General features: G+C 67.4%; 1 protein-coding gene. It reads right to left on the bottom strand.

All coding sequences use genetic code 11. From position 1 onward, the window contains the following. Positions 1 to 109: 109 nt before the first annotated feature. Positions 110 to 350 (bottom strand): hypothetical protein (locus tag AC1DEF_RS29420; RefSeq protein ID WP_477727750.1); only part of this gene is annotated, 241 nt, incomplete at its 5' end.

Raw genomic sequence — 350 nt, 5'->3', positions numbered from 1 at the left:
CCCTTGGACGTAGTGATAGGTGAAATCAGCACCTTCATCCGCACGCTGCACACGTAACGACCCTCGGGTGTCTGAGGTCGGAGCCCCTGCAGGGGTCCGACCCCGCGCATCAACTGCCGTACAACGCCTTGCGCGGTGCGCCGGTCAATTCGGCCGCCAGCTTGGCGGCGGTCGACGGCGGCAGGTGCTCGCTCAGCTTGGCGTAGACCTGACGGCCATGGGCCAGCTGCGCCTCGGCATCATCGCCAGCGCCCTGCACCATCACCACGAACTCGCCCTTGCGCTGGTTGTCGTCCGCTTCCACCTGCGCCAGCAGCCCGGCCAGGTCGCCGTCCAGCACGGTCTCGAAC

The organism is Priestia sp. 10L35 (genome assembly GCF_056395685.1).
The sequence above is the reverse complement of the archived record's forward strand: the minus strand, read 5'-3'. Positions and strand labels throughout refer to the sequence as shown.